Genomic DNA, 25,747 nt, shown 5'->3' with positions numbered 1-25,747 from the left:
GTTCAACGAAGGACAAAGATGCAGCGCACGATCAAAAACATCCTCTTCATCATGTTCGACCAGTTGCGCTACGATTATCTGAGTTGCGCCGGGCATGCGACTCTGGAGACGCCGAATATCGACCGTATCGCGGCGATGGGCGTGCGGTTTTCCAATGCCTATGTCCAGTCGCCGATCTGCGGGGCCTCGCGCATGTCCTTCTATACGGGCCGCTATGTGCACAGCCACGGCGCGGCCTGGAACAATTTTCCGCTCAAGGTCGGTGAGATGACGCTCGGCGACCATCTGCGCGAGATCGGGGTGGAAACCTGGCTTGTCGGCAAGACGCATATGAAGGTCGACCAGAAGGGGATGGACCGGCTCGGCATATCGTCGCAGTCGATCATCGGCGCGCGCGTCTCGGAATGCGGTTTCGATGTTTTCGAGCGCGATGACGGGCTGTGGGCGCAGGGACCGGAAGGCTTTTACGATTCCCGGCGCTCGCCCTACAATGAATATCTGAAATCAAAGGGCTACGAAGCGGAAAACCCTTGGCATGACTACGCCAATTCCGGTGTCGAGGACGATGGCGCCGTCGCTTCCGGCTGGTTCATGCAGCATGCGGACAAGCCGGCGAATATCCGGGAGGAGGATTCCGAAACGCCCTACATGACCGGCCGTGCCATTGATTTCATGGAGAAAATGGCAAGCGAGAACAGCGGGCCGTGGCTGTGTCACCTGTCCTATATAAAGCCGCACTGGCCCTATATCGTTCCAGAGCCCTATCATGCGATGTACGGGCACAACCAGATCCAGCCGGTCATCCGAAGCGAAGCGGAGCGGATCAATCCGCATCCGGTCTATGCCGCCTACATGGACAATGCCATCGGCAAGGCGTTTTCCCGCGACGAGGTGCGTGAAAAGGTCATCCCCGCCTATATGGGCCTGATCAAGCAGTGCGATGATCAGATCGGCCGCTTGCTGGCTTATCTCGAGCAATCAGGACGCATGGACGACACGATGATCGTGGTCACGTCGGACCATGGCGACTATCTCGGCGATCACTGGCTGGGCGAAAAGGACCTCTTCCACGAGCAGTCGGTCAAGGTGCCGCTGATCGTGTGCGATCCGTCTTCATCTGCGGACGGCACGCGCGGAACCGTGTGCGATGCGCTGGTCGAGAGCATCGATCTGGCGGCGACGTTTGTCGAAGCGGAGGGCGGCAAGGTTCCCGACCACATCATCGAGGGCCGTTCGCTGATGCCGTTGCTGCGCGGCGAAACCGTCGACGACTGGCGCGACTTTGTCATCAGCGAATATGACTATTCCGCGAGCTCCCAGGCAGCCGCGCTCAATCTGTCGCCGAAACAGGCCCGTCTGTTCATGGTCGCCGACGGGAGCTGGAAGTTCATTCACGCAGAAGGCGGCTTCCGGCCGATGCTGTTCGATCTGGTCAATGACCCGCAGGAACTTAAAGACCTCGGCGATGATCCGGAATATGCCGAAATCATCGACCTCATGTATGAGCGGTTGGCGCGGTGGGCCCGTCGCGCCTCGCAGCGCACGACCATCTCCGACGAGACGATTGTCGAAAGTCGCGGCGGATCGCGCCGTTCCGGTGTGCTGCTCGGCCTCTATGACGGGACCGAGGCAAGCCCTGACCTCACCGAAGTCTACCGGGGGAGGGCGCAGGGCCGTTACACCGGTGTCGATGAGGATGCCGGTTAGAGAAATTCTGGAGGCATCCCCATGACGCCGCTGCAGCGCCTGAAAGATCACTCAAACGAATTTCGCAAGGAGGTCATTGCGCTCGCGCCGAATGTCCATGCGGCCATCGGTTTTGCCGCCTCGAACGTCTACATGATCGTCGGCGACGAGGGCGTCATCATCGTCGATACGACGGAATCGACGAAGGCGGCAGAGAACATCCTGCATGAATTTCGCCGCATCACGGATCTTCCGATCCAGGCGATCATCTACACCCATTCCCATCGCGATCATATCAGCGGCGCACGGGTTTTTGCCGGTGCGGGCGAGCCGGAGATCATCGCCAGCCATCGCTTCTCCTCCGACCTTGTGGCCGTCGATGAAAACAAGCCGCTGCCCAACAAGGCGCTTGCCGCCCGGACAAAGCGCCAATTCGGCATCGGACTGTCGTTCCCGGATGAGCGCGTCAATCTCGGATGCGGTCCGGGCGACCGGCCGCTCGAAGGGCTTGGCGCCGGTTTCGTCCCACCGGCGACTCTTGTCAGCGAGGAACGGATCCGGCGCACCATCTGCGGGATAGAGCTGGAACTTGTCCACGCGCCGGGCGAAACGCCTGATCATCTGGTTGTCTGGGATGCAAGCAACGGGATCCTGATCTGCGGCGACAATTTCTACAAATCGTTTCCCAACCTCTATGCCATACGGGGTACGCCCTATCGGGATTTTGATGCCTGGGTGGATTCGCTGGACCTTCTCCTGGCGTTCAATGCCGAAATCCTCGCGCCCGGTCACACGCGCCCGGTAATCGGAGCGGACAATGTGCGCGGCGTGCTGACGGATTACCGCGATGCCATCCGGCATGTCGTCGCCGAGACCGTCGCCGGTCTGGACCGGGGCGAGGGGGCCGATGAGCTGGCGGACAAGATCGGACTTCCCGCATCGCTTTCCGACAAGCCGCATCTGCAGGAGTTCTACGGAAAGATCTCATGGTCGGTTCGCGCCTATTGCGCCGGGACACTGGGATGGTTTGACGGCAATCCGACCAATCTCGACCGGCTGCCACCCCGACGGGAAGCCGAACGCATGGTCACGCTTGCTGGTGGCGAGGCGGCGCTGTTCGATTCGGCGCTGACCGCTCATCGGGACGGTGATCACCAATGGTCGCTGGAGCTGCTGGACCGGCTGCTCGCCATTGACAGCGGAAACACGCAGTATCGGCTGCTCAAGGCCTCCTGCCTGCGCGCCCGGGCGAATGAGGAAATCAACGCAACGGCAAGAAACTATTATCTCGTTGCGGCTGCCGAAATTTGATGTGGGCGCGCTGAATCGCTCCTGTCAAATGGTTCAATCCAGTCAAGACTTGCTCTAAGGTCGCCCGAACCGACATGCAGCGCTTCAGATTCGGCCTTTATGAACGAGCACAGCGTCCATTCGGCGGTCGGAGATCAGACTCCGGACCGCACCGAGATCTACGACGAGGACGGCGTTATTCGCGCCGACTACGTCGCTCGCATCGGTGCGGCGATCGCCGACCGGGACACGCTGCTTTTAAAGGAACATGTCGGAAGTCTGCACGAATCGGAACTCGGCGACCTGATCGAGTCGCTTCAGTCCGAGCAGCGTCATGCGCTGGTGCGCCTTCTTGGCGATGATTTCGACTATACCGCTCTGACCGAGGTGGACGAGGCGATCCGGCGCGAGATCGTCGACGACCTGCCGAACGAAAAGGTCGCGGAGGGCCTCGAGGACCTCGATTCCGACGACGCCGTCTACATCCTGGAGGACCTGGACGAGCAGGACCAGGAAGACATCCTGGCGAAGCTGCCCTTCACCGAGCGGATCAGGCTGCGGCGCTCGCTCGACTATCCGGAAGATACCGCCGGGCGGCGCATGCAGACGGAATTCGTCGCCGTGCCGCCGTTCTGGAGTGTCGGGCAGACAATCGACTATATGCGCGAAGAGGACAATCTGCCGGACTCCTTCGCGCAGATTTTCGTGATCGATCCGACCTTCCGCCTGCTCGGCGCCGTGGACCTTGACCGCATCCTGCGCAGCAAGCGCGAGGTGAAGATCGAAGCCATCATGCACGAGACGAGCCATCCGATCCCGGCCGAGATGGACCAGGAAGAGGCGGCGCAACTGGTTGAGCAATATGACCTTTTGTCGGCCGCCGTTGTCGACCAGAACGACCGGCTGGTCGGCGTCCTGACCATCGACGATGTCGTCGACATGATCCAGGAGGAGGCCGAAGAGGACATCATGCGGCTCGGCGGCGTCGGCGACGAGGAGCTTTCGGACGATGTCGCAGCGACGGTTCGCTCGCGTTTTCCATGGCTGATGGTCAATCTGGGAACAGCGGTGCTCGCCTCCATGGTCATCGGTCTTTTCGATGCCACAATCCAGCAGATGGTTGCGCTGGCTGTGCTGATGCCGATCGTTGCCTCGATGGGCGGAAATGCCGGAACGCAGACACTGACCGTCACCGTCCGCGCGCTGGCGACACGCGACCTCGATATCTACAACGCGGCCCGCATCATACGCCGTGAGTTCTTCGTCGGTTTCATCAACGGCATTCTGTTCGCCTTTGTCGTCGGGCTTCTTGCCTATGCCTGGTTCGGCAACGGTCAGCTTGGCTTCATCATTGCCGCGGCAATGATCATAAACATGCTTGCTGCCGGCCTTGCGGGAATCCTGCTGCCGCTGCTTCTCGACAAGGTCAATGTCGATCCGGCCATTGCGTCGGCGGTGTTCGTGACCACCGTAACCGACGTTGTCGGCTTCTTCGCCTTTCTTGGCCTTGCAGGCTGGTGGTTCGGTCTGATCTAGATCCGGCTTAATTGACTTTTACGTAAAAGAAAGACAAAATTCCTAAAGGTCAAAAAATACAGGAATCAATGTGCGCAAATACTATACCATTACCGAATTGACCCGCGAATTCGGCGTGTCGACGCGGACGTTGCGCTTCTATGAGGACGAGGGGCTCATTCAACCGGACAGGCGCGGGCGCACCCGCCTGTTCCGTGCGGCCGACCGTCACCTGATCAAGGAAATTCTGCGCGGACGGCGTCTCGGTTTCACCATCGCGGAAATCCGTGAGATCATCGAAATCTACAAGGGACCGCCCGGCGAACTCGGTCAACTCGAACTGATGATGCAACGTGTTGCCGAAAAGCGCGAGCAGCTCAATCAGAAGCGCAGGGATATCGAGGAAACGCTGGCCGAGCTGGACAGTGTCGATGAGGCCTGCCTGGCGCGGCTGGCCGAATTACGCGTCGGAACCTGAGTCAGACCCACCGCCGAACACGGCGGCAATAGGCTTCATATTCTGCCCCGAATACTGCCAGCAGATGCAGTTCCTCACGTTCGATCGCAAAGCGTTGGATGCCATAGGCCGTTGCCGCAGCAAATACCACGAACCAGGCGTTCGCCAGGATCAGCCCGAGTGCAATCAGGAACAGGACATAGCCGCAATAGATCGGATTTCGGCTGAGACCATAGGGCCCGGCGGTGACGAGGCATGTCGATTTGCGTGTCGGCATGATAGTGGTCCGGGCAGCCCGCAAGGTGGTGATCGACCAGATATCGACCGCGATGGCCGCCAGTAAAAACAAAACGCCGATCATGCGGAGGAAGGCCGTGTCGGGCAGCGGCAGGGCAAAAACGCGACCAGCGAGGATTGAAAGCAGCAACGCTGCGGCAGCTATGATCGGTGGCCATGGAACATTGCTTGGCTTTGCCCGGTATGCGCTCATTCCGCCCGGTTTCCCTCTAAGACTGATGCTGTACACGCGTTTACGATCTCCGTTACACCCGGTGTCAGTCCTACATCCGCTTCCGAGGTGAGCAACGTTTCCAGCAAACCCGCATTTCTGAGTTCGCCGAGCGTGCACTCGCAGAAGCGATTGCAGAAATCGGCCGGGTTCTCGCTCGCGCAAGAGCTGTTGCAACTGGCGGAGAAATTCGCCGCCGGATCCGCAGCAGGAGCCGGAATCGCAATGCTTGCAAGATAGACCAAACCGATCAGAACCGGTTGATGGATGAGATAGACGGCAAGACTGTGGCGGCCGGCAAAGGCCAGCGGTTTTTCAACAGCGATTTGCCTGCGGTCGATTGACGCAATCCACGCAAACAGTCCGAAGGCCTGGCCGGCTCGTGCCGCTGCGATGCCAAACAGCACAGGTCCGAACCATGGCAGGATCGGCACATAGTCATTGGACCGGACAGGTTCTGAGGAGAGGCCGAGCCACAGAAGCCAGTTCTGACTGAAAAAGCCGGAAGCGAGATAATAGGGCGCAAGCATAGCCGCGAGGCCTGCAATGGCGGTCACGATGGGCGGCAGCCGCAGGAACGCCAACCCCAACAGGCTGGAAGCGGCGATGCAATGCAGAATACCGAAGAAGATGTATCGGTCCGGCGTGGCAAATCGCGTGGCAATGGTGATGGCAAGCGCGGCGGCGGCGATCATCAGGAGGCGTTTTCCAAAGGACCGCCACCGAATGCCGTTGCTGTGCCCGAGGACCAGGCTGATGCCGACCAGAAACAGGAAGCTGCCCGCGATGAGGCGTGCAAACAGCTTCCAGCCGCCTTCGGTGGTCAGGCCGGGTGAGACATAACCGAAGAACTCGAGGTCCCATGTGAAATGGTAGATCGCCATGGCCAGGAGTGCCGTACCCCTGGCCACGTCAATCAGGGCCAGACGCTGTTTTGGGGACCTTTCCGATAGCGCGTCAGTCATGGGCTGCATGCTCCGGCGTTCGGTTCCTCGGCTCGATCCTGGCGATAAACAGTCCGCACACCACAAGGGCGAGCGCAAGAATGATGCGTGCCGAAAGCGGCTCGCCAAGCAACCAGATTCCGAGGAATACTCCAAATACCGGGATCAGATTGAGACCCATCGCGAAGGTCGAATAGCCGATTTTTCGGATCAGATGGAAGCGCAAAATATACGCCACGCCCGTGGGCAGGATACCGAGATAGACGAGCGCGAAAGCGGCGGTCGGGGACAGGTCTGCCGAGGGGGCGCCGTCAACCGCGAAGGCCAGCGCCACCAGAGCGATGCTGGAGGTCCCAAGCGCCAGGCAGGCAAGGCGGCCCGGCGGGATATCGATGCGGCGGATCAAGAGACCGGCCACGACATAGCACATGGAGCCGAGAAAGCAGGCGAACTGCGCCAGAAGATTCGATCGTCCGAGACCCGCGAGCGCGTCGTAGCCGACGATGACCATGACACCGCAGAATCCGAAGGCGACGCCGATGAGCTTTGTGGCGGTCAGCTTGTCGTCATCGGTAAAGAGGTGGCTTCCGACAAGGGCGAAGAAAGGTCCGGTGCCCATGAGGAGCGCGGTTACGCCCGCATCAATGGACAGTTCCGCCCAGGAGATGAGCAGGAAAGGAAAAACCACGTTCAGCACAGACATGCCGATCAGAAGCCACCATGTCCTGCTGTCTTTCGGAAAGATGAACCCCTTCCACAAGGCATAGGGAAGCAGAACGATGAAGCCCAGCAGAACGCGGATTGCCGCCAGCCAGTATGCCCCGGTTTCCGGAACCGCCACCTTGATGGCGGTAAACGCCGAAGCCCAGATCACGGCCGTCAGCCCGATCAGCAGCAGATCGGCGATCGTTGCGCGTTCAATCCTTTCCAAGGATTTCCTTTCGATGCTTCGAGCTGTGTCGGCAGGGAACCGGCTGCCGTCACTGGCGATGAGGCCAAACCGCGAAGTTTCCCGAATGTGACCGACGAAAACTGAAGGCCGCTGGGCTAGATGTCAACGCCGGACATCAGGGCCTTGCGAGCCGCCGAGAAATATTGCCGCCGGATGAGCACAAGCATGACCAGCAATGTAGTGAACAGGAACACGACCGGGCCGATGAACCAGCCGATATATCCGAGTGAAATGAAGATCGCGCGGAAACCGGCGTTGAAATGTTTGCCTGCAAGAATGTTGATGGCGGCCGCGCGCTTTACGCAGTGATCGGCGTGCTGCCGGTCGGCCTCGACATCCTCAACCATGGGGATGGCCCCGACAAGGATCTGGCAATAGTTGAACAGGCGGTAGGACCATCCGAATTTGAAGAAGGAGTAGCAGAAGATAACGATCAGCCCGGCCACTTTGAGCTCGAATGCCTGACGATCCGCCGGAACGCCGAGCGGGATGTCGGACAGAACCCCGAGTACCTGGTCGGTCGCGCCAAGCAAGGCAAAGCAGCCGCCGATCGCCAGCAGCGCCGTCGAAGCGAAGAAACCCGTGCCCTGCTGAAGGCCGGCCATGATGCTGGTGTCGATCATCCGCAGATCGCGGCGCAGGCTGTTTTCCAGCCAGGCTGCGCGATGAATGTTCATGACCTGGGTCAGGCTGACCGGAAGAAATCCGTGCTCTCGGTCCGTCGCCCAGGAAAAGACGGCCCAGGCCAGGAAGCAGATCAGAACGGCAATGATATCGAGTTCGCTCATGCTGAAGATGTGTCATGAGTCGTCGAATTGACAAAGTGTACGGCAGGAATTCCTGGCCGCGACTGTAGTTTTCGCCACAAAGTGCACAAAAAACGACACCGGTGCCTTTTTCGTAAGCGGTTGAAATGGCTGATATGTTTAACAAAGTCTGAATCAATTGCAGAAAATCTGCCACCAAGCCGCCATTTTTGCAGTTGCGAAGGCAAATAGGTTCCTCTAGAAGACCTCTCCACCACACGGCAGAAAACAAGGCCGGTGGATCTGATGAGGCATCACTCGGAGCCAACATGGAAGATACAGTCCAAAAGTCCTGCTGGGGCATTACCGCCCGCGCAGTGATAGGGTTTGTGGGCTTGCTGGCGTTGATCTACCTTTTTGGTGGCATCTAAGCCGGAATTACACACCAAGGTTTTGAAAACAGCGTGGGGTCCTCCCGCGCTGTTTTTGTTTGTATAGATATCCGCGCCGTGTCGCGCGCAATCAACTGGATGTCGGCGTGCAGGTGCACGGGCGGCGATTGTGCACGTAAAGTAGTGAAACCTCGTGGCGACAAGTGGATGCGCAGAGCATGTTCCTTTCCGTTTTCGACGTCTTCAAGATCGGTATCGGCCCGTCGAGTTCCCATACGATGGGGCCGATGGTTGCGGCCGCGCGGTTCCTTGATGACATACTGAATGGCGACTGGCCGCGGCCGGCCGGTTACAGCGTGAGCCGGCTGGAGGTCAGCCTGCATGGCTCGCTTGCCTTTACCGGGATCGGGCATGGTACCGGCCGTGCGGTTATTCTTGGCCTGATGGGACATGAACCCGATACGGTCGATCCGGATGCGATGGACGGCATTATCGCCGGTGTCGAGGCCGAGCGGAAAGTTACCCCGGCCGGTCATCCGGCCTATGAATTCGACCCTGAAACGGATCTGATCTTCGACCGCAAGAACCCGCTTCCCGGGCATGCCAACGGCATGACATTCAGCGCCTATGATGCGGATGACCGTCTGTTGTTGCGGCGTATCTATTACTCCATCGGCGGCGGTTTCGTGGTGACCGAGCTGGAACTGGAAGCGATGAAGGGCGCGGCGGAGACGCCGGTCGAAGCCGGCGTTCCATACCCTTTTCATAACGCCGCCGAAATGCTGGTCATGGCCAAGGAGTCGGGCCTCTCCATCGCCGAGATGAAGCGCGCAAATGAGGAAACCCACATGAAGCGCGCCGACCTTGATCAGAGGCTCGACGCGATCTGGTCGGCGATGCATGGCTGCATAGAGCGGGGCCTGCAGCAGGATGGCGTCATGCCAGGCGGCCTCAATGTTCGCCGGCGCGCGAGGGACATCCACCACAAGCTGCAGGACGAGTGGAAGCAGAACAAGGCCAATCCGTTGCTGGCCAATGACTGGCTCAGCGTCTATGCCATGGCCGTCAATGAGGAAAACGCGGCCGGAGGCCGGATCGTCACGGCTCCGACGAATGGCGCGGCGGGCGTGATTCCTGCGACGGTCCAGTATTTCACGCAGTTCCATGACGGTGCCGACGCCGCGGGCATCCGCGATTTCCTGCTGACGGCGGCCGCCATCGGCGGCATCATCAAGCACAATGCGTCCATTTCCGGGGCCGAGGTCGGTTGCCAGGGCGAGGTCGGTTCGGCCTCGGCGATGGCGGCGGCGGGGCTTGCGGCCGTGATGGGCGGGTCGCCGGAGCAGATCGAGAATGCTGCGGAGATCGCGCTGGAGCATCACCTCGGCATGACTTGCGATCCCGTCGCCGGGCTCGTCCAGGTGCCATGCATCGAGCGCAACGCGCTTGGCGCCGTCAAGGCGGTGACCGCCGCATCCCTGGCGCTGAAGGGCGACGGACAGCATTTCGTGCCGCTCGATGCCTGCGTCGAGACCATGCGCCAGACCGGCCTCGACATGAACGAGCGCTACAAGGAAACGAGCGAAGGCGGGCTTGCGGTCAATGTCGTGGAGTGCTGACGGCAAGCACCCGGATTTGTGGACATCGTCGTCCCGGGCTTGACGCGCGGCGTCAGACCTATACCTCAGAGGCATGATCCTTAATCTCGTGAAACTGTGTGTCGGCGTCGACAGTGTCGAGGACCTGCAGGCCTCGATCGATTTCGGCCTTGCCGACAAGAAGAGCCGCGGTGTCGAGGTTATCCAGTTTCATACGACCCGCATGGTTCCCAAGCGGGCCGACGAACTGCTGGATGGCGGATCCCTTTACTGGGTCATAAAGGGCAATATCCAGGTACGTCAGTATATTCAGGAAATCCGGCCGTTCACCGATCCGGCCGGAATCTCGCGCTGCCGCATCGTGCTCGAACCCCGTCTTATCCCGACCGTCTGGCAGCCGCGACGGGCGTTTCAGGGCTGGCGCTATCTGAGCGTGAAGGACGCGCCTGCCGACCTTACCGCCGGCGATTCGGGGATTTTGGCACTACCACCGGAGCTTCGGCGCGAACTTGCCGATCTCGGTCTGCTTTAGCGGTCCCGGCAGCTTTTCGTCTCCAAGTGCTTCAATTTGAACACATCTCGCTCTAGATTTGTGTAAGCCGATGTATCGCGGCGCACAGCGATACTGTTTTCAGGGAGTCACGCGATGCCAGGTCGCGACATTACGGACAAGGGCGGTTCGAAACCGGTCGTGCCGGGTGGCGATGCGCAATCGTCAAAAACGGACATCGCCGATTTCCTGAATGCTGCACGCACCATCGCCAAACCCGTCGATGGCGGCGGCGGGCGGTTGATCTTCGCGCTTGATGCCACAATGAGCCGGCAGCCGACCTGGGACGCGGCGTGCATGCTGCAGGGCGAAATGTTCAATGCCGTGGGTCGGGCAGGCGGTCTCAACGTTCAACTGGTCTATTTTCGCGGCTTTGGCGAGTGCAGGGCCTCCAAATGGGTCGCAGACACCACCCAGCTTCGCGACCTCATGGTGCGGATCGACTGTCGCGGCGGTCATACGCAGATCGCCAAGGTCCTGAAGCATGCGCGTGACGAAACAGTCCGCAAGCCGGTCAGCGCGCTTGTGTTCATCGGTGACGCCATGGAGGAGAATATCGACAAGCTGTGCCAGCTGGCCGGTGAACTGGGTATGCGCAAGGTGCCGTGTTTCATGTTCCAGGAAGGCGGCGATGCTGCCGCGCAGACGGCATTTCGCGAGATCGCGCGCCTTTCGGGCGGTGCATATCTGCGATTCGATGGCAATGCGGCCGGCGCGCTCCTCAATCTTCTCAAAGCCGTCGCTGTCTATGCCTCGGGAGGAATGACCGCCTTGCAGCAGGATAAAAGCCGTGAGTCGCGCCTGCTGCTGGAACAGCTTTCCGGAGGGAAGGGCGGCAAATAGGTGTTTATCCTGTTCTATATCGTTCTGGCGGCATTGCTGCTGGCCGGATCAGCGGCGCTGTTCGTGCACATGAATCCACGACGGCTTGCCGTTGTGCTGCGCTATTTCATCCCGGTCCTTCTGACGATACTGGGTGTCGCGTTCATCCTGCTTGGACGCACCGGCATTTCGCTGGGTCTGTTCGGACTTGCGGCTGCCCTTTTTGGCAGGGCGCGTGCAAGGTCACGCGCCACACGCAGTGCCCGTCAGACATCGCGGGTGCGAACCGCAGCGCTTGAGATGGAACTCGATCTGGACAGTGGAGCGATGAACGGGCTTGTGCTGGCAGGTCAGTTCGAAGGGCGCGAACTCGATGCGCTCAGCGAAAGCGACCTCATGCTTCTGCACACCGAATTGCGGGGCGATCCGGAGAGTGTGCAGGTCCTAGAGGCGTATCTTGACCGCCGTGCTCCCGCTTGGCGTGACGGCTTTGAGGCGGACCCGGACGACGGGTTGGGCGCCGCGCCAGCTTCTGGCTCCATGACTGAGGAGGAGGCTTACGAGATCCTTGGTCTTGCGGCTGGTGCCTCCGAGGCGCAGATCCGCGAGGCGCATCGCCGCCTGATGAAGCGCGTTCATCCCGATACCGGTGGTTCGGTTTTTCTGGCGGCCCGTATTAACGAGGCCAAAGATGTGCTGTTGCGTCGACATTAGTCAGTCCTCAATACTCAATACAATTCGAGGATGCGCCGGGACTGGCCGTCGCATCTTTACCAACTCGGTTACTGCTGTGTAGCCCAGCAGCCATAGCCCTTTTTCTTGAGTGCCTTACAGGCTTTCCATGCATGGGACTTGCCATCAAAGCCGGCAAACCGGGCACGGTGAAGCTGTTCGCCGTCACGATGCGTCACGATCGTGAAGGGCTGTGCGCTGTTGATCATGCCGCCGGTTTTGGCCTTGGCTTCCGCGAGCAGTTGCTCGGCGGCCTGCCGCGTCGGTGTTGCCCCGATCTGTACGACCCAGCCGGAAGGCTGACCCGTGCTGGATGTGGTTACCGCATCAACGGTGGAAGACGATGTCTGCGCGATATCTGCCTGCGCGCCGACCGGTTCCTTTGGACGCGGCACGGGCGCCACAACGGAACGTTGCTTGTTCAGGCTTGCGATCAAGGCATCCTTGCCGACCACAGGCTTGTCGAGGGGAATGGGGAAGCTGGATGTCTTCTGCGGCTTGGCATAGGCCATCGCAACCCGGACTTCCGTCACATCGCGGAACTTCGGAACAGGACCCTTCTTGGGAAGCACGATGCGGGTCGTCGCCGGCCCTTTTGCAATGAGATTGCCGCCACCCTTGCGCGATGCCTTTTTGAGGTAACGCGAAATCAGGTCCGTCATATGCTTGTTGCGGCTGGCGCCGCTCTTGCCGCCCATCACGACGGCGACAATGCTGCGACCATCCTTGCGCACGGAGCTGACAAGGTTGAAGCCGGACGCGCGCGTATAGCCGGTCTTGATGCCGTCGACCCCTGACACGGTGCCGAGCAGCCGGTTGTGGTTGCCGAAGCGGGTCTTGCCGTATTTGAAAGAACGGGTCGAGAAATAATGATAGTGATGCGGAAAATGCTCCCGCAGGGCGAGGCCGAGCCGCGCCATGTCGCGTGCGGTGGTTTTCTGGCCGGAGTTGGGCAGGCCGTGGGCGTTCCTGAATGTCGTCCTCTTCATGCCCAAAGCCCTGGCCTTGGTTGTCATCTGCCTGGCAAAACCGCTCTCCGAGCCGCCGAGATGTTCCGCGACGGCAGTTGATGCGTCATTCGCGGACTTCGTGACCAGAGCGTAGATGGCCTGTTCAACCGAAATGGTCTGGCCAGGCTTCAGGCCCAGCTTGGACGGCGGTTCGGCTGCGGCGTTCTTTGAAACCCGAATGCGCGTTTTCTTCGAAATACGTCCGCTGTCGAGGGCCTCGAACACCATGTAGAGCGTCATCATCTTGGTCAGCGAAGCGGGATAGCGAAGCGAATTGGCATTCGATGCGTAGAGCGTCTTGCCTGTCTTGGCATCGATGACGAAACCGGCATATTTGGGATTGGCCGCGGCGCCGCTCGCGCCTGCCACGATAACAAGCAATGCCGCCGCAAGCAGTCTTATTGTTTTTGCCAGGCTGTTTTTTGTCTGGACGGAGCCGAAGCTGCCGAAGGAAGCTCTGTACACGTTACAGTCCCATCAATTACGCAAGCACGAATGAGGGATCACCTGACCCCGAATTTCGGAGAAGTGTAGGCAGACTGCGTTACCAATCCGTTTATGGTTGCTGAAATCTTTCAGCCGGCGCCGGTGCTGCCGGCGGATTTTAGTATTGCTGCAATGCACAAGATTCGATTGACTTTCTGCTGCAGTGCACATATTATCCGGGCGTATATCGGGGCAGTGCCCCGTTTCGCGAATGCGTTCAGACCCCACCGAACAATAGGATATCCAGATGTTCTCCTTTGATGATGCGAGCAAGTACGGCAAGGACGCCATGGAAAACATGCTCAAAAGCTATTCTGCCATGGCTCAGGGCATGCAGACGCTGACGACGGAAGCGTCCGACTATTCCAAGAAGTCCTACGAGGAAAATGCTGCCGTGATCGAGCAGCTCTTCGGCGCCAAGACGCTTGAAAAGGCATTCGAGATTCAGAGCGAATATGCCAAGAACAGCTATGAAGGCTTTGTTGCCCAGGCAACGAAGATGAGCGAAATCTACGCCGATGCGGCGCGCAATGCTTACAAGCCGTACGAAGCTGCTGTCGCTGCTCCGGCACCGGCTCCGGCTGCCAAGAAGGGTTCCTGACTTTAATCGACTGGTTTCAGCCAGTTGCGGGACGATCCGACCCGGCGGCCTTCGGCAGCCGGGTTTTTTGTGCCGTGCATGAGGCGTTTTGCAGACATCATCAAATTTTGACCCGGGTGCCTCTGGGCTGACGGAATTTCATGCCTATGTAATAGAGTGACAGCCTGCCAAAGCGAGCCGCCGTCCGGGGCTTAAAATTGCACAAATTCGGTATAGATTAGAGTAGACTGGAAAACGGATCGTGACTGTATCAAGATCAGCGCGAAACAAGGGTGAGTCAGGACAGGGGAATAATGGCATTGAAGCCTTTATGGGCAACGATGAGCGGCGATGAAGACGACAATGGCGGTGATGCCGACGGCAATGGAGCCGGAAACGGTATCTCGGTTATTACGCGCACGCAAAAGAAGCTGAAGAAACCGAGTCTGTACCGTGTGCTGCTTCTGAATGACGATTACACCCCGATGGAATTTGTCGTCCATGTGCTGGAGCGATTCTTCCAGAAGGACCGGGAGGCTGCCACGCGAATAATGCTGCATGTTCACAATCACGGTGTGGGCGAGTGCGGAGTCTTTACTTATGAGGTCGCGGAAACCAAAGTCACACAGGTGATGGACTTCTCGCGTCAGAACCAGCACCCGCTGCAATGCGTGATGGAAAAGAAATGAGGATATAGCCGTGCCGACATTCTCCAACAGCCTCGAAAAAGCGCTGCATCAGGCACTGACCTTTGCCAATGACCGCCATCACGAATATGCGACGCTGGAGCATTTGCTGCTGGCGCTGATGGACGATTCCGATGCGGCGGCGGTGATGCGCGCGTGCGGCGTTGATCTCGACGCGCTTCGTTCGACAGTAACCGAATATATCGACAATGAACTGCACAATCTCGTCACCGGCTATGACGAGGACTCCAAGCCGACTTCCGGCTTCCAGCGCGTCATTCAGCGCGCGGTCATACACGTTCAATCCTCCGGCCGTGACGAGGTGACGGGCGCCAATGTTCTGGTGGCTATCTTCGCCGAGCGCGAGAGCCATGCCGCCTATTTCCTGCAGGAGCAGGAAATGACCCGTTACGATGCGGTCAATTTCATTTCGCACGGCATCGCCAAACGGCCCGGCGTTTCGGAAAGCAGGCCGGTGCGCGGAGCCGAAGAGTCCGATTCGGACAGCCCGTCGGCGCCGAGCGAGAGTGAGGATGGCGGCAAGCCCAAGAACCAGGACGCGCTGAGCGCCTATTGCGTCAATCTCAACCAGAAGGCCGCCGACGGTAAGGTCGATCCGCTGATCGGGCGTACCGACGAGGTAAACCGGACGATACAGGTTCTGTGCCGGCGTTCGAAGAACAACCCGCTTTATGTCGGCGATCCCGGCGTCGGCAAGACGGCAATCGCGGAAGGGCTGGCGCGGCGCATCATCAATAGCGATGTGCCGGAGGTGCTGCTCGATGCGACGATTTATGCGCTCGACATGGGCGCGCTGCTGGCCGGAACCCGCTATCGCGGTGATTTCGAGGAACGTTTGAAGCAGGTGGTCAAGGAACTCGAGGAAATGGAGGGCGCGGTGCTCTTCATCGACGAGATCCATACGGTCATCGGCGCGGGCGCGACTTCGGGCGGCGCGATGGATGCCTCCAATCTTCTGAAACCGGCCCTGTCATCCGGAACGATCCGCTGTATCGGATCAACCACCTACAAGGAATTCAGGCAGTTCTTCGAGAAGGACAGGGCGCTGGTTCGCCGCTTCCAGAAGATCGATATCAACGAGCCGACCATCGACGACGCCGTGGAGATCCTGAAAGGCCTGAAGCCCTATTACGAGGACTACCACAAGGTCAAATACAGCAACGAGGCGATTACCTCCGCCGTTGAGCTGTCGGCCCGCTATATCAACGACCGCAAGCTGCCGGACAAGGCGATCGATGTGATCGATGAGACCGGCGCGTCGCAGATGCTCGTCGAGGAAAGCAAGCGCCGCAAGACGATCACCGAAAAGGAGATCGAGGAAACGGTCGCGACGATGGCGCGTATTCCGCCGAAATCGGTGTCGAAGGATGACAAGCAGGTTCTTGCCAATCTCGACAAGGAACTGCGCCGCGTCGTCTACGGTCAGGACAACGCGATCGAAGCCCTGGCATCGGCGATCAAGCTGGCACGCGCCGGACTGCGCGAACCGGACAAGCCGATCGGCAGCTACCTGTTCTCCGGCCCGACCGGTGTCGGCAAGACCGAGGTCGCACGTCAGCTCGCAAGCTCCCTTGGTGTCGAACTGCTGCGTTTCGACATGTCCGAGTATATGGAGCGCCACACCGTTTCGCGGCTGCTCGGCGCACCGCCCGGATATGTCGGATTCGACCAGGGCGGCCTCCTGACCGACGGCGTCGATCAGCATCCGCATTGCGTGCTGCTGCTCGACGAGATCGAGAAGGCGCATCCGGACCTTTTCAATATCCTCTTGCAGGTCATGGACCACGGCAAGCTGACGGACCACAACGGCAAGCAGATCGATTTCCGCAATGTCATCCTGATCATGACGACCAATGCGGGCGCGGCGGATCTCGCCAAGCCGGCAATCGGTTTCGGTTCCTCGAAACGCGAGGGCGACGACGTCGAGGCCATCAACCGGATGTTCTCCCCGGAGTTCCGCAACCGGCTCGACGCGATCATACCGTTCGGTTCGCTGCCGACGCCGGTCATCCACCAGGTTGTCCAGAAATTCGTCATGCAGCTTGAAGCGCAGCTCGCCGAACGTGGCGTTACTTTCGATCTGTCGAAGGACGCTGTGGCATGGCTTGCCGACAAGGGCTATGACGAGCGCATGGGCGCGCGGCCGCTTGCGCGGGTCATCCAGGAGCACGTCAAGAAGCGGCTCGCCGACGAGGTTCTGTTCGGCAAACTCAAGAAGGGCGGAACCGTGAAGGTGACGGTGGCGCCCGATGCAGATGGCAAGCCGGGCCTCAAGCTGGAGGCGATCCCGGACAAGGCGCCGGCAAAGCCACGCAAGGAAACCGCTGCCAAGCGAAAGCCCGCCACCGCGAAAGCCAAGGATGACGGTGCCGCTTCGCAAGCTGCCGAAGGCACAAAGAAATCCAATGGCCGAGCGACAGAGAACAAGAGTGAGCCACAGAAACCGCGCGGCGGGACCGTTCCGAAAGTTCCGCGGAAGAAATAGTGACAGCACAAATCTTGCGCGATCGCCTGAAGGAGGGCGATCGCCGTGTTGCTGGCGCGGCGGGTGCCGTTGCCGATCTGGTCAAGGGTGATCCTGAGCTTCTCGGCGCGCTCATCGGTTTGCTCGACGACGAGGATGCGGCGGTCGTCGCGCATACATCCCATGCATTGATGCAGATCGCGCAGGACCGATCATCGCTCTTCGATCCATTCGCCGACGCGCTGCTCGACCGTCTGGAACAACTGAGGCAGTGGGAGATCGGCGAACAGCTTCCCAAGATCCTGGTTTGCCTGCCGTTGACCGATCAGCAGGCAGACAAGCTTTGTGAGATCCTTTCGGCCAATATTCAAAACCGCTCCAATATCGTCGCGGCCTGCTCCCTTCAGGGAATCGTCGACCTGGCACGGGACGGGCGCATTGAAAGCGCCCGTGCACGTGGAGTTCTGGATGAGGCGTTGCGCTCAGATCGAAAGGCGCTGTCGGCACGAGCGCGGCGTCTTCAAAAGCAGCTTCCGTCATAACGGTTTTTGCTTTTCATTCGACGCGATGGACTCTAACAAGTCCTCATGAGCACGCCATCGGAAATCAAGAAAATGCCCTGGTTCCTCATGGGCATGCGTGGAATTTGGTCCGGTCCGGCGCTGGTTCTGATGAGCGCATTTGTCGGATTTTGCGGCTTTGCCTATGAGGCCGGCATTCCTTTCGGTGAAGCGCTGTTCATGACCGGCATGGTCTGGGCGCTTCCCGGTCAGTTTGTCCTGATCGGGGCGATCGTGGCCGGCGCATCGCTGCCGGCGGCGGCTCTTGCGGTTGCGCTTTCCTCAATGCGCCTGATGCCCATGGTGGCCTCTCTCGTCCCGGAAATCAGGTCCAAGGATACGCCAACCTGGGTGCTGCTGGTGGTATCGCATTTTGTCGCCGTGACGGCCTGGGTCTTCACCATGGAGCGCGTCCATCTGGTGCCGCGGGAGGGGCGGGTGGCCTTTTTCGCAGGCTTTGGCTGCGCCATCACCAGCGCCAACCTGATGATCGTGGCGGTGCTTTACGGCGTCATCAGCCAATTGCCCGCCATGATCGGCGGTGCGCTCTTCTTCCTGACGCCGATCTATTTCATCACGTCGATCTGGGCATCGGCGCGCGGCATCGAGGTCTATTTCGCAATGATCGCGGGGCTGTTGCTCGGGCCGCTGTTCCACACGGCCGACGCGGAACTCGGTATTCTTTATGCGGGCGTGGTGGGCGGCACACTGGCCTTCCTGCTGGAGCGGATCGTTGCCGCGCGCGGAAAGCGCAAGAATGCCTCCTGACGGCACGCTCGACCTCCTGTGGCCCTATATCTATATCGCGATCGCCGGCTGGCTTGCGACGGATATGTGGCGCTGGCTCGGCGTGCTGCTCGGCAGCCGCATTTCGGAAGACTCCGTGGCACTGATCTGGGTGCGTTCTGTGGCAACCGCGCTTGTCGCGGCCGTCGTTGCAAGGCTTATTCTCTACCCGGCCGGATCGCTTGAGGCGACCCCCGTGATGTTGAGGGTCGTGGCGGTGATTGTCGGCTTCCTGGCATTTCTCGGTGCCCGTAAAAACATCTTCGCGGGGATTGTGTCAGCCGAGGTGATCCTGGTGGCCGGAATCATCTATCTGCAATAGCGGTCAGGTGAGAACTTCGCTCATCCGCTTGATATCTTCGATCTTGGACTTCGTTTCTTCGTAGCCGCGATCAATGGCCTCGGCAGCGCGATGGAACTCCGAAAGGCCGATATCGGACAGGCGGGGCATCAGGAGCATGTCCGGCGGGTCGCCCGCCAGACGCGCGCGCGAGATGCGATCCTGAATGATGTTGTAGGCTTCGACCATCACATTGGTCATGCCGATGCGCGCGGATTTTCTCTTTTCCTTGCGTGTGCGGGCCGGCTCGGCCGCGATCTGGGTTGCGGAAGCTGCATGCTTGACGACAGCCGAGCGTCCATAAAGGTCGTAGTGCAGGTTGACCGCCACGACGAGCCGTTCTTCCTGGGCGCGGCAGACGGAAACGGGGACCGGATTGACCAGCGCACCGTCGACAAGCGTGCGGCCGTTGCAGACGACCGGCTCGAAAATGCCCGGCAGGGCGTATGAGGCGTGGATGGCGGTGGTCAGAGAGCCGCTGTGGATCCAGATTTCGTGACCGGTGGAGATTTCGGTGGCCACCGCGGTGAACGGCCGATCAAGGTCCTCGATGTCGATGTCCTGGAGATGTTCGCGCATGCGCTTGCTCAACCGCATGCCGCCGAGCAGGCCGCTGCCGCCAATGGCAAAGTCAAGCAGCGCGACGATCCTGCGCATGGTCAGGCTGCGGGCAAAATCTTCCAGCTCGTCCAGCTTGCCGGCGAGGTAGCAGCCGCCGACGAGCGCGCCGATGGACGTTCCGGCGACCATTCCGATCTTGATGCCGGCCTCATCGAGTGCGCGAAGCACACCGATATGCGACCAGCCGCGCGCCGCGCCGCCGCCAAGCGCCAGTGCAATGGTTGTTTCCGGTGCCTGTTGCAGCACGACGACATTCTCCTCAACCAGGACGGTCTTTAGGTCCTCCGGTTAGACCGCCGAACCTTACGTTAACGTTCATTGAACGCTCATATTATTTAAGATTGATGAAGTTGGCACGCCATGGCAATCACCAGGAAGCGACCTGTTGTCATCTTCAATTGATTTCACGTGATGTCACCAGGAACGGGCCCGGCGTGCTTCAATACACCTTATCGGGGTCAAAACGCGGCACATCTTCTGCATCCGCAACGAGGCGCACAGTGCCGTTTCCGGTTTCGATCCGCCTGTAGAAACAGCTGTTGTGTCCGGTATGGCAGCTCGATCCATGTCCGGAGACGCTCACCTTCATCCAGATGGCGTCCTGGTCGCAGTCGGTCCGGATTTCATGCACGGTCTGGAGATTTCCCGAGCTCTCGCCCTTCTTCCAGAGCGATGCGCGCGAGCGGCTGTAATAGTGGGCGATACCGGTCGAAAGGGTCTTTGACAGTGCTTCGGCATTCATATGCGCAAGCATGAGTACCGTTCCGTCGGCGACATCGGTCACGACGGCCGTGACAAGCCCATTGGCGTCAAAGCGCGGCGTCAGGTCATCACCTTCCTCGAGGGCAGCCTTGTCTTTCGGCGCCGGCGGAAAGGGCGATGCAGGATTGGATGTATCGGCCATGGGTTCAGTCTTTGCCGCGCAGCATGGACATGAAGCGCGCCTGCTCCTGCGGCTCCGTCTTGAAGACACCCGTGAATGTCGATGTCAGGGTCGTTGATCCGAGTTTTTGCACACCGCGCATCACCATGCACATGTGCTCGGCTTCGATCATGACAGCGACACCGCGCGGCTTGAGCGTCGTGTCGATGGCGCCGGCGACCTGCGCTGTCATGGCTTCCTGCGTCTGCAGGCGGCGTGCGAACGTATCGACGACACGGGCGATTTTGGACAGTCCCAGGACACGGCCGTCGGGCAGGTAGCCGACATGGGCCTTTCCGATGATCGGCACCATGTGGTGTTCGCAGTGGGAGAAGAACGGGATATCCTTCACCAGCACCAGTTCGTCGTATCCGGAAACTTCCTCGAAGGTGCGTCCGAGAATTTCCTGGCTGGAATGGCCGTACCCGGAAAACAGTTCCTTATAGGCTTTTGCAACGCGCTTGGGCGTGTCACGCAGGCCTTCGCGCTGCGGATCCTCGCCGATCCAGCGCAACAGCACGTCGACGGCGGCGCGTGCCTCTTCTTCCGTCGGCCTTTCAATGGCATGGTCCTGCGCGGTCGCATCTTCACCCATGCCATTGGGAAAACTCTTGATTACGGCGTCCATCGTCACATGTATCTCCGCGGCTGCGCTTGCAGCCAAGCTTTTCGGACCAACCGCCTCTGGCCGAAACTCGGACTTAGCCGGGCACGGGAACTTTGGCAAGGTTCCGGGGCTCTTAATGAGAGCACGGTTTCCTTATCTCAGGCCAACGACCACTTGCAATGGTGTCGCCATCTCCCAAAATAGGGTATAGGACGCGTAAAAGCCAACAGAATGACGACGTTATGGCGTCGGAAATAGGTGGTTGGCGTTAACGGGCACGAATCTTGACCGGGAATCCGCCACATGATCGATGAAGTGTACAATGCCAAAATTCTCGAGTTTGCGGGCAATATTCCGCGAATTGGCACACTCGAAGACGCCGATGCCAGCGCACGGGCGCATTCAAAGCTGTGCGGTTCGACAGTCAAGGTGTGGCTGAAGCTCGATGGCGACAAGGTCAGCGATTTTGCACATGAGGTCAAAGCCTGCGCCCTCGGCCAGGCATCCTCGTCGATCATGGCGAGCAATATCATCGGCGCTTCAACCGCGGAACTGCGGACCGTGCGGGATCAGATGATCGCCATGCTGAAGGAAAACGGCCCTGCGCCGACAGGTCGTTTTTCGGATCTGAAATTCCTGGAGCCTGTACGCGACTACAAGGCGCGACATGCGTCCACGCTTCTAACCTTCGATGCGGTCGTCGATGCGATCAACCAGATAGAGGAACGGCGCGCGGCAGGCGCTGCGGCCTGAGTCGAATATGTGTGCGCAGGGTCAATCGGGCCGGCGTGTTCGCGAATCCGGCGCGCGCGGCCGGAATTATCATGGACCATTCAGAAAAACGCCCGGCCGGCTTCTCGGCATGGGCTTGGTTCGACTTTACCAACTGACGCTGTCTGGTTTTGTCGGAAACAGTTGCCGCCATCTGCCGACCTGCTCGGAATTTGGCTATGAGGCGATCGCGCGGCACGGGCTGTGGGCGGGCGGCTGGATGACGTTCTTCCGAGTCATTCGCTGCGGGCCGGGCGGGACACACGGATACGACCCGGTTCCGGATGTTCCGCCGCCGGGTGCACGTTGGTTCATGCCCTGGCGTTACTTCCTCCGCAAGGGTGCCGGACAAGCCTGATTCCAGGCGGCTTTCGCATTGCAATACACATCGGGCCGGGCTAAAAGGCCGGCGCCGGAACAGATGTTCCGGCCGATTTAACCACCCGCATTCGTTGGCGGGACTGGATAGGAGAAAGACCCATGGCAGATACGCTTGCCGATTCCGTTTCCCTTAAATTTCCCGATGGTTCAGAGCGTCAGTACGACGCCGGCAGCACCGGCCGTGACGTTGCCGAGAGCATTGCCAAGTCGCTGGCCAAGAAGGCTGTCGCCGTTGCGATCGACGGTGAAATCCGCGACCTGTCGGACCCCGTCACGGACGGAGACCTGCAGATCATCACCCGCGAGGATCCGCGTGCGCTGGAGTTGATCCGGCACGATGCCGCTCACGTGATGGCCCAGGCGGTTCAGGAGCTTTATCCTGGCACGCAGGTGACGATCGGGCCGGTTATCGAAAACGGCTTTTACTACGATTTCGCGCGCAACGAGCCGTTCACGCCGGATGATCTGCCGAAGATCGAAAAGAAGATGCGGGAGATCATTGCCCGCAACCAGCCGTTCACGAAGGAAGTCTGGTCGCGCGATCAGGCGAAAAAGGTCTTCTCCGACATGGGCGAAGCCTACAAGGTCGAACTGGTCGATGCGATCCCGGAAGGCGAGGACGTCAAGATCTATCGTCAGGGCGATTGGTTCGACCTATGCCGCGGACCGCATATGGCATCGACCGGCCAGATCGGCAATGCGTTCAAACTTATGAATGTGGCCGGCGCCTACTGGCGCGGCGATGCCAACAATCCGATGCTGACGCGGATCTACGGCACCGCCTGGGCCGACCAGAAGCAGCTCGACGCCTATCTTCACATGCTGGAGGAGGCAGAGAAGCGCGACCACCGACGGCTTGGCCGCGAGATGGATCTGTTCCACTTCCAGGAAGAAGGCCCCGGTGTGGTTTTCTGGCATGCCAAGGGCTGGCGGATGTTCCAGAATCTCGTCAACTACATGCGCCGACGCTTGGACGAGCATGGCTATGACGAGGTCAACGGGCCGCAGGTGCTCGACAAGGCGCTTTGGGAAACTTCCGGTCACTGGGACTGGTACCGGGAAAACATGTTCACGACGCAGACGGAAGACGATCGGGTCTTCGCGCTCAAGCCGATGAATTGTCCGGGACATATCCTGATATTCAAGAACGGTCTGAAGAGTTATAAAGAACTGCCTGTAAAGATGGCAGAATTCGGTGCGGTTCACCGTTATGAACCTTCCGGAGCGCTGCATGGTCTGATGCGTGTGCGTGCATTCACACAGGACGATGCGCATGTCTTCTGTACGGAAGAACAATTGCGGGCGGAGTGCCTGCGCATCAATGACCTCATCCTGTCCACCTATGGCCATTTCGGTTTCGACGAGATCACCGTCAAGCTGGCGACACGGCCCGAAAAGCGCGTGGGCACGGACGCGATGTGGGATCACGCCGAAAACGTGCTGCGCGAAATCCTTGAGCAGATCGAACGGGAGTCCGGCGGCCGCATCAAGACCGGCGTCAATGAGGGCGAGGGGACGTTCTACGGACCCAAGTTCGAATATGTGCTGCGCGATGCAATTGGCCGCGAATGGCAGTGCGGAACGACGCAGGTGGATTTCAACCTGCCGGAACGGTTCGGCGCATTCTACATCGACAGCGACTCGGAGAAGAAGCAGCCGGTGATGGTGCACCGGGCGATCTGCGGCTCCATGGAGCGCTTCCTGGGCATATTGATAGAGAACTATGCCGGCAACATGCCGCTGTGGTTCGCTCCGGTCCAGGTCGTCGTTGCCACCATCACATCCGACGCGGATGCCTATGCGCTGGAAGTGGCGGCTGCGCTGAAAAAGGCGGGCCTGAAGGTTGAGACGGATCTTCGCAACGAGAAGATCAATTACAAGGTGCGCGAGCACTCCATGGCCAAGGTGCCGGTAATCCTCGTTTGCGGCAAGCGCGAGGCCGAGGAGCGGAGCGTCAATATGCGGCGGCTCGGAAGCCGGGATCAGGCGTCGATGCCGCTTGAAGATGCCATTGTCGCGCTTTCGGATGAAGCGACACCGCCTGATCTGCGGAACGACTGAGCGACGGTTCCTGAAAAAGGTTAAACAAGGCGGGCCTCGGCCCGCCTTGTTTTTTGCCCGGCTTACTTCTGTACCAGCCGCCGGGTGAATTCGTCGTTGAAGAAGGAAACGATCTGGCTGTAGACGCCGTTGGCGATAATCCGGTCGAGTCCGACGTTGAATTCCTCGAGGTAACGGTTCGACTCGTCATTGGTCGCGTAAGCGAGGAGATGGAGCGTACCGGGGACCGAGAAATTGGACATTTCAACGCTGTCGCTGATGCCCATATCGTAGGACACAGCCAGACCGACAAAGCGGTTGAGAGCCACGTAATCCGCGCTGCCCTCCAACAGGCGCTGGAAACAGTCCTGCGGCGAACTGCCGACAACCAGGCCTTCGATGGAAAATCCGGCTTCAACCATGTCGAAGGTCGAATATCCTTTGGGCCGGCAGATCCGGCGCTTCTTGACGTCGTCGAGTGACGTGTCGTTGAGGTCCGAACGGCCGACTTCCTGGAAGAAGACCTGTGTGGTGTTAACGATAGGCTTGGACTTGCTGTACTCGCAGCGGATCTGCATGGGTTCGGGCAGCTTGTCGCAGCTTTGCCAGAAATCCATGTTGGGCATCGCCCATGGAAAGGTCATCTGGTAGCGGTCTTTCTTGACCAGGCTCGTGACCTGCGCGTTCCAGTCGTCGATGATGTCGATCTCGACATTGGCGCCGATATCGGACGCCTGGAAGGCAGCCCGGATGATTTCCGTCGCCATGCCGTCATTGGGCCATTTCGTATCGGTGAATGGCGGCCAGTTGTCACCGGTGACAACATAGATCGTCATGGTTTCGTCGCCTGTCGCATCCGACTTGGCTTCGGTCGTGACCGACGCGGTTTTCGGAAGGCTCGCGACCGAGCCAGGGCAGGGCGGGATGCGCAACTGCATTCCGATGAGCAGCAGATCCGGATTGTTGCCGATGACGTCGGCATTGCCGGGATATTCGTAGATACGCGGCCACATGAGCGAGTCCCCGAGGGATACCCGCGCGATTTTCGACAGGGTGTCTCCGGACGCGACGGAATAGTCCTGAACGGAATCCGAGCAGGCCGAGGGTGCCGCCTGGGCCGGTGTCGCAGTGGTGCCGGTGAACTGGGCCGCGGCAAATAAAGCCACTGCCAGGCCGGAAGAGAGGGAAAGTCGGGTTTTCACTGAATACTCCTAATCGTGGGGTTTGCGGTTCAGGTGGATTTCTTTGCTCGTAGTCTCAGCGCGTTGTGGCGGGTGACG

The 25,747-nt window shown here is 59.5% G+C and carries 26 protein-coding genes; 17 read left to right on the top strand and 9 right to left on the bottom strand.

The annotated features are described in order from the left end of the window. Positions 1–18 precede the first annotated feature (18 nt). The 4 genes from OOZ53_RS20625 (at position 19) to OOZ53_RS20610 (ending at position 4,969) form a co-directional block, all read left to right on the top strand. Positions 19–1,707, top strand: coding sequence for an alkaline phosphatase family protein (locus OOZ53_RS20625; RefSeq protein WP_271091619.1), 1,689 nt, complete (start codon positions 19–21; stop codon positions 1,705–1,707). Between the two features lie 21 nt (positions 1,708–1,728). Further along, a complete protein-coding gene (locus tag OOZ53_RS20620) occupies positions 1,729–2,997 on the top strand; it encodes an alkyl/aryl-sulfatase (RefSeq protein WP_271091618.1) in 1,269 nt (422 codons plus the stop codon). Between the two features lie 99 nt (positions 2,998–3,096). After that, positions 3,097–4,512 (top strand): magnesium transporter, encoded by a 1,416-nt coding sequence (mgtE, locus tag OOZ53_RS20615; protein ID WP_271091617.1) that lies wholly within the window; start codon positions 3,097–3,099, stop codon positions 4,510–4,512. A gap of 70 nt (positions 4,513–4,582) precedes the next feature. Next, on the top strand, positions 4,583–4,969 hold the full coding sequence (locus tag OOZ53_RS20610; protein ID WP_271091616.1) for a MerR family transcriptional regulator: 387 nt from the start codon (positions 4,583–4,585) through the stop codon (positions 4,967–4,969). Position 4,970: 1 nt separating this feature from the next. Here OOZ53_RS20610 and OOZ53_RS20605 read toward each other — a convergent pair whose 3' ends face one another. The 4 genes from OOZ53_RS20605 to OOZ53_RS20590 all read right to left on the bottom strand — a co-directional run bounded on the left by OOZ53_RS20605 (position 4,971) and on the right by OOZ53_RS20590 (position 8,140). Continuing rightward, a complete protein-coding gene (locus tag OOZ53_RS20605) occupies positions 4,971–5,438 on the bottom strand; it encodes a methyltransferase family protein (RefSeq protein WP_271091615.1) in 468 nt (155 codons plus the stop codon). After that, the gene (locus tag OOZ53_RS20600; RefSeq protein ID WP_425499202.1) at positions 5,435–6,430 is read right to left on the bottom strand and encodes a heparan-alpha-glucosaminide N-acetyltransferase; all 996 of its coding nucleotides are present in this window, start codon (positions 6,428–6,430) and stop codon (positions 5,435–5,437) included. The genes OOZ53_RS20605 and OOZ53_RS20600 overlap by 4 nt, the downstream gene beginning before the upstream one ends. Next, on the bottom strand, positions 6,414–7,331 hold the full coding sequence (locus OOZ53_RS20595; protein WP_271091612.1) for a DMT family transporter: 918 nt from the start codon (positions 7,329–7,331) through the stop codon (positions 6,414–6,416). The genes OOZ53_RS20600 and OOZ53_RS20595 overlap by 17 nt, the downstream gene beginning before the upstream one ends. A gap of 116 nt (positions 7,332–7,447) precedes the next feature. Next, positions 7,448–8,140, bottom strand: a complete 693-nt coding sequence (locus OOZ53_RS20590; RefSeq protein ID WP_271091611.1) for a DUF599 domain-containing protein — start codon at positions 8,138–8,140, stop codon at positions 7,448–7,450. A 568-nt stretch (positions 8,141–8,708) separates the two neighbouring features. Between OOZ53_RS20590 and OOZ53_RS20585 the strand changes: the two genes are divergently transcribed. The 4 genes from OOZ53_RS20585 (at position 8,709) to OOZ53_RS20570 (ending at position 12,174) form a co-directional block, all read left to right on the top strand. Further along, a complete protein-coding gene (locus OOZ53_RS20585) occupies positions 8,709–10,109 on the top strand; it encodes an L-serine ammonia-lyase (RefSeq protein ID WP_271091610.1) in 1,401 nt (466 codons plus the stop codon). A 73-nt stretch (positions 10,110–10,182) separates the two neighbouring features. After that, complete coding sequence (locus OOZ53_RS20580) at positions 10,183–10,620, top strand: DUF1489 family protein (RefSeq protein WP_271091609.1); 438 nt, start codon at positions 10,183–10,185, stop codon at positions 10,618–10,620. A gap of 114 nt (positions 10,621–10,734) precedes the next feature. Next, positions 10,735–11,481 (top strand): vWA domain-containing protein, encoded by a 747-nt coding sequence (locus tag OOZ53_RS20575; protein WP_271091608.1) that lies wholly within the window; start codon positions 10,735–10,737, stop codon positions 11,479–11,481. After that, positions 11,482–12,174, top strand: coding sequence for a DnaJ domain-containing protein (locus OOZ53_RS20570; RefSeq protein WP_271091607.1), 693 nt, complete (start codon positions 11,482–11,484; stop codon positions 12,172–12,174). A gap of 68 nt (positions 12,175–12,242) precedes the next feature. Here the strand turns inward: OOZ53_RS20570 and OOZ53_RS20565 are convergent, their stop codons facing one another. Continuing rightward, positions 12,243–13,667, bottom strand: a complete 1,425-nt coding sequence (locus OOZ53_RS20565; RefSeq protein ID WP_271091606.1) for a D-alanyl-D-alanine carboxypeptidase — start codon at positions 13,665–13,667, stop codon at positions 12,243–12,245. 268 nt (positions 13,668–13,935) lie between these two features. On the opposite strand from OOZ53_RS20565, the gene OOZ53_RS20560 reads away from it, so the two are divergent. The 6 genes from OOZ53_RS20560 (at position 13,936) to OOZ53_RS20535 (ending at position 19,107) form a co-directional block, all read left to right on the top strand. Further along, a complete protein-coding gene (locus OOZ53_RS20560) occupies positions 13,936–14,289 on the top strand; it encodes a phasin family protein (RefSeq protein ID WP_271091605.1) in 354 nt (117 codons plus the stop codon). Positions 14,290–14,609: 320 nt separating this feature from the next. Continuing rightward, positions 14,610–14,957 carry an ATP-dependent Clp protease adapter ClpS gene (clpS, locus tag OOZ53_RS20555; RefSeq protein ID WP_271091649.1) on the top strand — a complete coding sequence of 116 codons (348 nt, stop codon included), beginning with the start codon at positions 14,610–14,612 and terminating at the stop codon, positions 14,955–14,957. A 10-nt stretch (positions 14,958–14,967) separates the two neighbouring features. Further along, positions 14,968–17,460 carry an ATP-dependent Clp protease ATP-binding subunit ClpA gene (clpA, locus tag OOZ53_RS20550; protein WP_271091604.1) on the top strand — a complete coding sequence of 831 codons (2,493 nt, stop codon included), beginning with the start codon at positions 14,968–14,970 and terminating at the stop codon, positions 17,458–17,460. Next, positions 17,460–17,981: a hypothetical protein gene (locus tag OOZ53_RS20545; RefSeq protein ID WP_271091603.1), complete on the top strand. Its 522-nt coding sequence runs from the start codon at positions 17,460–17,462 to the stop codon at positions 17,979–17,981. Before clpA ends, OOZ53_RS20545 begins: the two co-directional genes overlap by 1 nt. A 45-nt stretch (positions 17,982–18,026) precedes the next feature. Continuing rightward, positions 18,027–18,767, top strand: a complete 741-nt coding sequence (locus tag OOZ53_RS20540; protein WP_271091602.1) for an AzlC family ABC transporter permease — start codon at positions 18,027–18,029, stop codon at positions 18,765–18,767. After that, positions 18,757–19,107 (top strand): AzlD domain-containing protein, encoded by a 351-nt coding sequence (locus OOZ53_RS20535; RefSeq protein WP_271091601.1) that lies wholly within the window; start codon positions 18,757–18,759, stop codon positions 19,105–19,107. Before OOZ53_RS20540 ends, OOZ53_RS20535 begins: the two co-directional genes overlap by 11 nt. A 3-nt stretch (positions 19,108–19,110) precedes the next feature. Here OOZ53_RS20535 and OOZ53_RS20530 read toward each other — a convergent pair whose 3' ends face one another. The 3 genes from OOZ53_RS20530 to folE form a co-directional block, all read right to left on the bottom strand. Then, positions 19,111–19,992, bottom strand: coding sequence for a patatin-like phospholipase family protein (locus OOZ53_RS20530; RefSeq protein ID WP_425499201.1), 882 nt, complete (start codon positions 19,990–19,992; stop codon positions 19,111–19,113). 193 nt (positions 19,993–20,185) lie between these two features. Next, positions 20,186–20,650, bottom strand: a complete 465-nt coding sequence (gene hisI / locus OOZ53_RS20525) for a phosphoribosyl-AMP cyclohydrolase (RefSeq protein WP_271091600.1) — start codon at positions 20,648–20,650, stop codon at positions 20,186–20,188. 4 nt (positions 20,651–20,654) lie between these two features. Next, positions 20,655–21,296: a GTP cyclohydrolase I FolE gene (gene folE / locus OOZ53_RS20520; protein ID WP_425499200.1), complete on the bottom strand. Its 642-nt coding sequence runs from the start codon at positions 21,294–21,296 to the stop codon at positions 20,655–20,657. A gap of 282 nt (positions 21,297–21,578) precedes the next feature. Between folE and OOZ53_RS20515 the strand changes: the two genes are divergently transcribed. The 3 genes from OOZ53_RS20515 to thrS all read left to right on the top strand — a co-directional run bounded on the left by OOZ53_RS20515 (position 21,579) and on the right by thrS (position 24,488). Continuing rightward, positions 21,579–22,028: an iron-sulfur cluster assembly scaffold protein gene (locus OOZ53_RS20515; RefSeq protein WP_271091599.1), complete on the top strand. Its 450-nt coding sequence runs from the start codon at positions 21,579–21,581 to the stop codon at positions 22,026–22,028. A 7-nt stretch (positions 22,029–22,035) separates the two neighbouring features. Continuing rightward, positions 22,036–22,404 carry a membrane protein insertion efficiency factor YidD gene (yidD, locus tag OOZ53_RS20510; protein ID WP_271091598.1) on the top strand — a complete coding sequence of 123 codons (369 nt, stop codon included), beginning with the start codon at positions 22,036–22,038 and terminating at the stop codon, positions 22,402–22,404. Between the two features lie 122 nt (positions 22,405–22,526). Further along, positions 22,527–24,488, top strand: coding sequence for a threonine--tRNA ligase (gene thrS / locus OOZ53_RS20505; protein WP_271091597.1), 1,962 nt, complete (start codon positions 22,527–22,529; stop codon positions 24,486–24,488). A gap of 62 nt (positions 24,489–24,550) precedes the next feature. Here thrS and OOZ53_RS20500 read toward each other — a convergent pair whose 3' ends face one another. Then, positions 24,551–25,669 (bottom strand): transporter substrate-binding domain-containing protein, encoded by a 1,119-nt coding sequence (locus tag OOZ53_RS20500; RefSeq protein WP_271091596.1) that lies wholly within the window; start codon positions 25,667–25,669, stop codon positions 24,551–24,553. Positions 25,670–25,747 lie beyond the last annotated feature (78 nt).

The sequence above is a fragment of the Allohoeflea poritis genome (assembly GCF_027889715.1).
GTDB classification, from domain to species: Bacteria; Pseudomonadota; Alphaproteobacteria; order Rhizobiales; family Rhizobiaceae; genus Hoeflea_A; species Hoeflea_A poritis.
Note: the sequence above shows the minus strand (reverse complement) of the source record. Positions and strands in the feature narration are given on the sequence as shown.

Bases quoted from the DNA above. Each gene is read 5' to 3' on its own strand.
- OOZ53_RS20580 (WP_271091609.1), top strand. From the start codon at position 10,183: ATGATCCTTAATCTCGTGAAACTGTGTGTCGGCGTCGACAGTGTCGAG.
- OOZ53_RS20600 (WP_425499202.1), bottom strand. From the start codon at position 6,430: ATGCAGCCCATGACTGACGCGCTATCGGAAAGGTCCCCAAAACAGCGT.
- thrS (WP_271091597.1), top strand. From the start codon at position 22,527: ATGGCAGATACGCTTGCCGATTCCGTTTCCCTTAAATTTCCCGATGGT.
- clpS (WP_271091649.1), top strand. From the start codon at position 14,610: ATGAGCGGCGATGAAGACGACAATGGCGGTGATGCCGACGGCAATGGA.
- OOZ53_RS20585 (WP_271091610.1), top strand. From the start codon at position 8,709: ATGTTCCTTTCCGTTTTCGACGTCTTCAAGATCGGTATCGGCCCGTCG.
- OOZ53_RS20625 (WP_271091619.1), top strand. From the start codon at position 19: ATGCAGCGCACGATCAAAAACATCCTCTTCATCATGTTCGACCAGTTG.
- hisI (WP_271091600.1), bottom strand. From the start codon at position 20,650: ATGGCCGATACATCCAATCCTGCATCGCCCTTTCCGCCGGCGCCGAAA.
- OOZ53_RS20575 (WP_271091608.1), top strand. From the start codon at position 10,735: ATGCCAGGTCGCGACATTACGGACAAGGGCGGTTCGAAACCGGTCGTG.
- OOZ53_RS20590 (WP_271091611.1), bottom strand. From the start codon at position 8,140: ATGAGCGAACTCGATATCATTGCCGTTCTGATCTGCTTCCTGGCCTGG.
- OOZ53_RS20620 (WP_271091618.1), top strand. From the start codon at position 1,729: ATGACGCCGCTGCAGCGCCTGAAAGATCACTCAAACGAATTTCGCAAG.
- mgtE (WP_271091617.1), top strand. From the start codon at position 3,097: ATGAACGAGCACAGCGTCCATTCGGCGGTCGGAGATCAGACTCCGGAC.
- OOZ53_RS20560 (WP_271091605.1), top strand. From the start codon at position 13,936: ATGTTCTCCTTTGATGATGCGAGCAAGTACGGCAAGGACGCCATGGAA.
- yidD (WP_271091598.1), top strand. From the start codon at position 22,036: ATGTGTGCGCAGGGTCAATCGGGCCGGCGTGTTCGCGAATCCGGCGCG.
- OOZ53_RS20540 (WP_271091602.1), top strand. From the start codon at position 18,027: ATGAGCACGCCATCGGAAATCAAGAAAATGCCCTGGTTCCTCATGGGC.
- OOZ53_RS20515 (WP_271091599.1), top strand. From the start codon at position 21,579: ATGATCGATGAAGTGTACAATGCCAAAATTCTCGAGTTTGCGGGCAAT.
- folE (WP_425499200.1), bottom strand. From the start codon at position 21,296: ATGGACGCCGTAATCAAGAGTTTTCCCAATGGCATGGGTGAAGATGCG.
- OOZ53_RS20605 (WP_271091615.1), bottom strand. From the start codon at position 5,438: ATGAGCGCATACCGGGCAAAGCCAAGCAATGTTCCATGGCCACCGATC.
- OOZ53_RS20535 (WP_271091601.1), top strand. From the start codon at position 18,757: ATGCCTCCTGACGGCACGCTCGACCTCCTGTGGCCCTATATCTATATC.